5 protein-coding genes, 3 tRNA genes and 1 pseudogene are annotated in these 7999 nt (G+C 31.3%); 5 read left to right on the forward strand and 4 right to left on the reverse strand.

Annotated features, from left to right (window positions below):
- Positions 1-31 precede the first annotated feature (31 nt).
- Both Q9317_RS10515 and Q9317_RS10520 read left to right on the forward strand, forming a co-directional pair.
- Positions 32-1651 (forward strand): ATP-binding cassette domain-containing protein, encoded by a 1620-nt coding sequence (locus Q9317_RS10515; RefSeq protein ID WP_003100533.1) that lies wholly within the window; start codon positions 32-34, stop codon positions 1649-1651.
- Between the two features lie 53 nt (positions 1652-1704).
- The gene (locus Q9317_RS10520; RefSeq protein ID WP_003100534.1) at positions 1705-4299 is read left to right on the forward strand and encodes a YfhO family protein; all 2595 of its coding nucleotides are present in this window, start codon (positions 1705-1707) and stop codon (positions 4297-4299) included.
- 15 nt (positions 4300-4314) lie between these two features.
- Here Q9317_RS10520 and Q9317_RS10525 read toward each other — a convergent pair.
- From Q9317_RS10525 to Q9317_RS10535, 3 genes and pseudogenes are all read right to left on the reverse strand, one after another.
- Positions 4315-4388 (reverse strand) — tRNA-Asn (locus tag Q9317_RS10525).
- 33 nt (positions 4389-4421) lie between these two features.
- Positions 4422-4493 (reverse strand) — tRNA-Glu (locus tag Q9317_RS10530).
- 132 nt (positions 4494-4625) lie between these two features.
- Positions 4626-4742, reverse strand: a pseudogene (locus tag Q9317_RS10535) (IS30 family transposase); the annotation flags it as partial.
- Between the two features lie 215 nt (positions 4743-4957).
- Here Q9317_RS10535 and Q9317_RS10540 point away from each other — a divergent pair.
- Positions 4958-5031: transfer RNA gene (locus Q9317_RS10540), tRNA-Arg, on the forward strand.
- Positions 5032-5085: 54 nt separating this feature from the next.
- Here the strand turns inward: Q9317_RS10540 and rlmH are convergent.
- Positions 5086-5565, reverse strand: coding sequence for a 23S rRNA (pseudouridine(1915)-N(3))-methyltransferase RlmH (gene rlmH / locus Q9317_RS10545; protein ID WP_003100536.1), 480 nt, complete (start codon positions 5563-5565; stop codon positions 5086-5088).
- 145 nt (positions 5566-5710) lie between these two features.
- Here rlmH and Q9317_RS10550 point away from each other — a divergent pair, with 145 nt between their 5' ends.
- Entirely contained in the window at positions 5711-6913 is a 1203-nt protein-coding gene (locus Q9317_RS10550; RefSeq protein ID WP_003100537.1) for a S1C family serine protease, read from the forward strand.
- Positions 6914-6991: 78 nt separating this feature from the next.
- Positions 6992-7765, forward strand: a complete 774-nt coding sequence (locus Q9317_RS10555) for a ParB/RepB/Spo0J family partition protein (protein ID WP_016356271.1) — start codon at positions 6992-6994, stop codon at positions 7763-7765.
- The last annotated feature ends 234 nt before the right edge of the window (positions 7766-7999 follow it).

Below are 7999 nucleotides of genomic sequence, written 5' to 3' on the forward strand. Positions count from 1 at the left end.
AAAGTTAGATATAAAATAACGAGGTGGAAAATTGCTTACTGTTTCTGATGTGTCACTACGTTTTAGTGATCGTAAATTATTTGATGACGTCAATATTAAATTTAATGCTGGAAATACCTATGGTTTAATTGGTGCTAATGGTGCTGGAAAATCAACTTTTCTTAAAATATTGGCTGGTGATATTGAACCATCAACAGGTCATGTTTCTTTAGGTCCTGGTGAACGTTTGTCTGTCTTACGCCAAAACCACTTTGACTACGAAGAAGAACGTGCTATTGATGTTGTTATCATGGGAAATGAGCAATTATTCAGTATCATGAAAGAAAAAGATGCTATCTACATGAAAGAAGATTTCTCAGAAGAAGATGGCGTACGTGCTGCAGAATTAGAGGGTCTTTTTGCTGAATTAGGTGGTTGGGAAGCAGAAAGCGAAGCTTCTCAATTGCTTCAAAATTTATATATTCCTGAAGACTTGCATTATTTAACAATGAGTGAACTTGCTAATGGGGATAAAGTTAAGGTCTTACTTGCAAAAGCACTGTTTGGTAAACCCGATGTACTCCTTCTTGATGAGCCTACCAATGGTCTTGATATTCAATCTATTTCATGGTTAGAAGATTTCCTTATTGACTTTGAAAATACTGTTATTGTTGTTTCCCATGACCGCCATTTTCTAAATAAAGTGTGTACGCATATGGCCGACCTTGATTTTGGAAAAATCAAACTCTTTGTTGGTAACTATGATTTCTGGAAACAATCATCAGAATTAGCTGCTCGACTTCAATCAGACCGTAATGCAAAAGCAGAAGAAAAAATTAAAGAATTGCAAGAATTCGTTGCACGTTTCTCTGCTAATGCCTCAAAATCAAAACAAGCCACATCTCGTAAGAAAATGTTAGATAAAATTGAACTTGAAGAAATTGTTCCTTCAAGCCGTAAATACCCATTTATCAATTTTAAAGCAGAGCGTGAGATGGGGAATGACTTTGTCACTGTTGAAAATCTTTCCGTTACAATCGATGGTGAAAAGATTTTAGACAATATTAGTTTTATTCTTCGTCCAGGTGATAAGGCTGCTATTATTGGCCAAAATGATATTCAAACCACTGCTCTAATGCGCGCATTAGCTGATGATATTGATTATGAAGGAACCATTAAATGGGGTGTAACAACCAGTCGCTCATACCTTCCTAAAGATAATTCTCGCGATTTTGCAACTCCAGAATCTATTTTAGAATGGCTTCGCCAATTTGCATCAAAAGGTGAAGATGACGATACCTTCTTACGTGGTTTCTTAGGACGTATGCTTTTCTCAGGTGATGAAGTAAAGAAAACTGTTAATGTGCTTTCCGGTGGTGAAAAAGTTCGTGTCATGTTGTCTAAATTGATGCTACTAAAATCAAATGTTCTTATCTTAGATGATCCAACAAATCACTTGGATTTAGAATCTATTTCAAGTTTAAATGATGGGATTAAAGACTTTAAAGAGTCTGTTATCTTTGCCAGTCATGACCATGAATTTATTCAAACTATTGCAAATCATATCGTTGTCATTTCAAAAAATGGTGTCATAGATCGTATCGACGAAACTTATGATGAATTCCTTGAAAATGAAGAAATACAAGCTAAAGTTGCAGAACTTTGGAAATAAGGTAATAAGGCGGAAACGCCTTATTATTTTTTCATTCTGATAGAAAGGTTACTATGTTTAATCAAAAGAAAATAATCTCTCTTCTTCCCTATTTAACTAGTTTTATTATTCCAATTATTATTATCAGCTTTGTTCTTTATTCAAAAGACATTTATTATAATGGGCCAAAGACTATTTTAGCAAGTGATGGTTTTCACCAATATGCTCTTTTTGCCCAAAATTTAAGGAATATCTTACATGGTTCCGATAGTATTTTTTACACTTTCACTAGCGGTTTAGGGATTAATTTTTATGCTTTAATCAGTTACTATTTAGGAAGTTTTTTCTCACCTTTTTACTACTTTTTTTCTTTAGAAACAATACCTGATGCTATCTACGTGTTTACTATTGTAAAATTTGGTTTAATTGGACTAACTACTTACTTTTCATTCCATCGGATTTACCCTAAGGTTAAAAGCTATTTTTTAATTCCTTTATCTGTCTCGTTTGCTTTAATGAGTTTTTTAACTAGCCAATTTGAAATTAATAATTGGCTAGATGTATTCATTTTATTTCCCATTATTTTACTAGGTTTTCATGGTCTAATTTCCCAACAAAAAACACTACTATATTATCTCAGTTTAAGTCTATTATTTGTTCAAAATTATTACTTTGCTTATATTTTTGCTATTTTTCTTTTTTGTTATGCCGTCATTGAAATAGCAACTCTTAAAGAGATTAAACACAAGATAAAATGTTTTCTTAGATTTATTTCTGTTTCTATTTTATCAGCTTTAAGCAGTTCATTTATGTTACTGCCAACTTTTATTGACTTGACAAGTCATGGCGAAAAATTTACAAAGTTGTCACGTATCTTTACAGAGCAGACATGGTATTTTGATTTGCTATCCAAATCCTTAATTGGAGCCTATGATACAACTAAGTTTAATGCAATACCAATGATTTATATGGGACTTTTCCCTTTACTGTTAAGTTTACTATTTTTTACAATTAAGTCAATTAGGTTGTCACATAAAATAGGCTATTTGCTTTTTATTTCTCTCGTTATTGCTAGTTATTATATTCAGCCTTTGAATCTATTTTGGCAAGGGATGCATGCGCCAAATATGTTTTTATATCGTTATGCATGGTCTCTTCCATTAATAATGTTGTCACTTTCGTGTAAAGTCTTGTCAAGAGAAGAGGAAATAAGTCATTTCTCTATTGTCATGACATTTATTATCCTTAGTCTTTCACTAACCACACCCTATATTTTCTTAGAGAATTACCATTTTTTATCTCTTGATTTATTTTTCCTCAGTATTTCATTTTTAACAGCTTATACTATCCTACTTTTAGCAAATAAGGAAAACAATATCCCTATCCTTATTATTATTTTCTTTACATTTCTTTTTACTAGTCTTGAGAGCTCTTTAAATACATTCTATCAAGTTTCTGGAATTGAAAAAGAATGGGTATTTCCATCACGAAAAGGATATTTAAAAAATTCTCAAGATATCCAAACTCTTCTTAAAAAAACCAGTAATGACAGTTTTTATAGAACTGAACAGCTTATTAGCCAAACTGCAAATGATAGTATGAAATATAATTATCATGGCATTTCTCAATTTTCTTCTATTAGAAACAGATCGTCAAGTCAGGTATTAGATCGTTTAGGATATAAGTCAGATGGAACCAATTTAAATTTACGTTATCAAAATAACACACTTATTGCGGATAGTTTGTTTGCAGTTAAATATAATCTTACTCATTCTTCACATCTTGACAAATATGGTTTTCGTTTTATTTCTGATAGTGGTCATACTAAACTCTACCAAAATCAAAATGCAACTCACTTAGCCATTTTAACTGATAAACCATACCAAGACTTAGCTTTTTCTGTTAATACACTTGATAATCAGACACAATTATTAAACCAACTAAGTGGTCAAGAATTGACATATTTTACAGAAATAGAAACAGAGTTGGTATCAAAAATAAAACCAATTAATAAACGTTTTACTGTAAAAGCAGAAAAGGACTCACATGATTCTAAAGTTTCATATCGTGTCAAAAGTCCTCAAAATAGTCAATTATATTTAAGTCTTCCAAATATTAGTTATTCAAATGCTAATGAAAAATCTGTCCTAATTAGAGTAAACGGAAAAACAAAAGAATACACAACAGATAATGCTTTTTCACTCTTTGATTTGGGCTACTATGAAGATGCCACCAATTTAGACATTATGCTTATTTTTCCTAAAAATATGACTATTTCCTATAGTCAACCCCATTTATACCGCTTAAATACCCTTAATTATCAAAAAGCAATGACAACCATAAATAAACATCAGGTTAAAACAAAAATCTTTAAAAATAAAGTCATTACTACTTACAATAGCCCTAAAAAAGCTTCCTTACTAATAACACTTCCCTTTGATAAGGGATGGTCAGCATCACTAAATGGTAAAAAAGTATCTGTTCAAAAGGCTCAAAATGGTTTTATGAAAGTAGATATTCCAAAAGGAAAAGGACACCTACAATTAAGCTTCCTTCCTAAAGGTTTACTATCTGGACTGTTTATTTCTTTCGCTGGAATTTTGCTATATCTTTTTATTTTTATCATAGGAAAAAGAAAACAAGAAAAAGCACCTATCATTAAAAAATGATAGATGCTTTTTTAACTCCGGCAGTAGGACTCGAACCTACGACATCATGATTAACAGTCATGCGCTACTACCAACTGAGCTATGCCGGAAAAATAAAAAAAATTGCTTAGCAGCAATTATGATAGTCCGTACGGGATTCGAACCCGTGTTACCGCCGTGAAAAGGCGGTGTCTTAACCCCTTGACCAACGGACCAGAAGCTGTTAGAGATAACTATCTCTTCAACACTCTTATTATTATATCAGATTGTTTTGATTTGTCTAGTATTTTTTTGAAAAAAATTTACTTTTTTTTAGAGCCCTATTATAGATAAATTTCAAGTCCAAATTATCCAGTTCGTAAAAATACTTTAGGAGATTTGCAGTTTAAGATTTTCTTAGGATAATTATTTATCCAGTTTTTGATATCAGTGAGCATTCTTGTGGTCGTTTTCTTAATACCTTTTTGGTAATATCATAATAGTACATCTCTGATTTTCTTTAATGTATTTGTGGTAAACTACATTATATCTTTCTAAGAGATTTTTATACCTTTAACTGACTAAGAGATTTTAGAACTTTCAAGAATATTTCAAATCATTTTTATAGCAAGTTTCAAAAATTCAAAATAGAATTAAGCATTGACATGATTAGTATATTTTTGTTAAAATAAGGAAGTTAGGTCTCATAGCTCAGCTGGATAGAGCATTCGCCTTCTAAGCGAACGGTCGCAGGTTCGAATCCTGCTGGGATCAAAAAAGAGATACTGGATTTTTTCCAGTATCTTTTTTGTTTCACGTGAAACTTTATTATTTATGATAAGGACTTCCTTCAGTAATCATAAAAGCCCTATAAATTTGTTCGATTAAAACAAGTCGCATTAATTGATGAGGTAACGTAAGTAAACCAAAACTCATCAGCATATTAGCTCTTGATTTTACTTCTTTTGTTAAACCTAAACTTCCACCAATGATAAATGTAATATCGGAAATACCATTAATAGAAACATTGTCTAATTGCTGACTGAATGCTTCTGATGCCAATTGTTTCCCCTCAATTGCTAACGCAATAACATAATCTCTTTGACCAATCTTATTAAGAATGCGCTGACCTTCTTTTTCCATTATTCTATCTTTTTCAGACGAACTAGCTTTATCAGGTGTCTTCTCATCAGCTAATTCAACAATTTCAAACTTGCAAAAACGACTTAGCCGTTTTTGGTACTCAGCAATACCGTCCTTAAGGTATTTTTCTTTTAATTTTCCTACACAAATAATTTTTATTCTCATAATTTTATTGTATCACAAGTTAATGGAAAAGTTTTATACTAAAAAAAGTTTTCCACAGCCTGTGGATTTCTTTATTTTTAAACTATTTTAAGGTATAATTAAGCAGAATTTTATACCATTGTAAATAATAGTTGGAGGTAGTATAATGTCACATTTTAAAAATATATACAAATTAATTTGGGTTCTTTTGGCAGGCTTTTTAGGTGGTTTTTTTGCATTTATAGTTATTAATACCTTTAATCAAAAAACTTCTACACAAGAGACAATTATTTCAAATCCTACTAAAACAAGTAAAGTAACTTATAAAAACACAACTAATACAACTAAAGCGGTAAAGGTTATCCAAAATGCTGTTGTATCTGTGCTCAATTATCAAGCAGTTGATACAAATACGTCAAATCCTGCAAGTCAACTTTTTGGACAAGAAAATGATTTAAAAAAAGATGACGGGCTAGCTCTTTTTAGTGAAGGATCTGGTGTCATTTATAAAAAAGATGATAAATCTGCTTATTTAGTAACAAATAATCATGTTATTGATGGTGCTAAACGAATTGAAATTCTACTAGCTGATGGTTCTAAAGTTGTTGGAAAATTAGTTGGTTCTGATACTTATTCAGATTTAGCTGTTGTTAAAATTTCAGCTGATAAAATTAAATCTATTGGAGAATTTGCTGACTCTACAAAAATAAATGTTGGTGAAGTTGCAATTGCTATTGGTAGCCCACTGGGATCTGAATATGCTAATTCCGTAACAGAAGGTATTGTTTCAAGTCTTAGCAGAACAGTTACTCTAAAAAATGAAGAAGGACAGACCGTTTCAACAAATGCTCTACAAACAGATGCAGCAATTAATCCTGGTAATTCAGGTGGTCCATTAATCAATATTGAAGGGCAAATTATTGGGATTAATTCAAGTAAAATTTCTTCAGGTTCAAATGGAGGAGCTGTCGAAGGAATGGGATTTGCAATTCCTTCCAATGACGTTCTTAAAATTATTAATCAACTTGAAGGAAAAGGAGAAGTGATTCGTCCTGCCTTAGGCATTTCAATGGTTAATCTTGGTGATCTGTCAACAAATGCAATTAGCCAATTAAAGATTCCAAAGGACTTAACAGGTGGTATTGTTGTCGCATCTGTCAAAGAAGGGATGCCTGCTTCAGGAAAACTTGAGCAATACGATATTATTACAGAAATTAATGGCAAAGCTGTCACTACAACAAGTGATCTTCAAAGTGAATTATATGGACATAATATTGACGACTCAATCAAAATAACTTTCTATAGAGGAAAAGATAAGAAAACAGATACCATCAAACTAACAAAGACAACTAAAGATTTAGAAAAATAAGTTTTCTAAGAAACTTGACAAGTAATGTCAAATACCTTTACAATATTGTAAAGGTATTTTTTTAGATTGGAAAATCGCATGACAGAAACATATAAAAAAATAGCCATTAAAGATATTGTTGCTAATCCTTATCAACCAAGATTACATTTTAATGAAGATGAGTTAAAAGAATTAGCAGCATCAATTTCTTTAAATGGTTTAATTCAGCCAATTATCGTCCGTAAATCTGAAGTCTTTGGTTATGAATTAATTGCTGGTGAAAGAAGATTAAGAGCTTCTCAAATAGCAGGTTTAACTGAAATACCTGCTATTATCAAAACTATTTCTAATAGTGAGAGTATGAATCAAGCTATTATTGAAAATTTACAACGTTCCAATTTAAATCCAATAGAAGAAGCTAAAGCTTTTCAAAGTATTATTGATAAAAATCAATTAACCCATGATCAATTAGCAGCATATATGGGGAAATCTAGACCTTATATTACAAATACAATTAGACTCTTACAATTATCCACATCTGTTCTAGATGCCATTGAAAAAAAGACAATAAGTTCTGGCCACGCACGCAGCCTTCTAGCACTCTCAACTAAGGAAGAACAAGATAAATATCTTAATTATATTATCAGTCAAAACTTAAATGTTCGACAAACAGAATCTCTTATTCGAAAGAGTAAGGTTAAAAAAGAAAAGAAAAAAGAAAAGACACTTTTTACAAAAGCTATTGAAAATGAGCTTGCTAAATCACTTGGACTAGCAGTTTCAATTTCCTTAAACAAAGATGGTAGTGGGCAGTGTCATTTTACTTTTCACAACGACGACGAATTAAACAGAATTATCAACAAGCTAAAATAAGCTGTTGATAGTTTCTTTTTTATAACTTCTTTTTCCACACCTTTTTAAGCCTTCAAACCCTTGTTATTCAAGGTTTTTTTCTTTTTTCCACAAGTTGTGGAAAACTTCCACTAACAATGTGTATATTCTTTCCACAAGTTGTTAATAACTTTAATTATTCTCTTTAGAACTGTGGAAAACTTTTCGTTTTTGTGTTAGAATAGTCCTAGTATTACCCATTAGAAGGAAACTCAT

Origin of the sequence: Streptococcus iniae (assembly GCF_030732225.1) — a bacterium.
GTDB classification, from domain to species: Bacteria; Bacillota; Bacilli; order Lactobacillales; family Streptococcaceae; genus Streptococcus; species Streptococcus iniae.

Excerpts from the sequence above, each read along its gene's own strand:
- Q9317_RS10520 (WP_003100534.1), top strand. The coding sequence starts at position 1,705 with ATGTTTAATCAAAAGAAAATAATCTCTCTTCTTCCCTATTTAACTAGT.
- rlmH (WP_003100536.1), bottom strand. The coding sequence starts at position 5,565 with ATGAGAATAAAAATTATTTGTGTAGGAAAATTAAAAGAAAAATACCTT.
- Q9317_RS10550 (WP_003100537.1), top strand. The coding sequence starts at position 5,711 with ATGTCACATTTTAAAAATATATACAAATTAATTTGGGTTCTTTTGGCA.
- Q9317_RS10555 (WP_016356271.1), top strand. The coding sequence starts at position 6,992 with ATGACAGAAACATATAAAAAAATAGCCATTAAAGATATTGTTGCTAAT.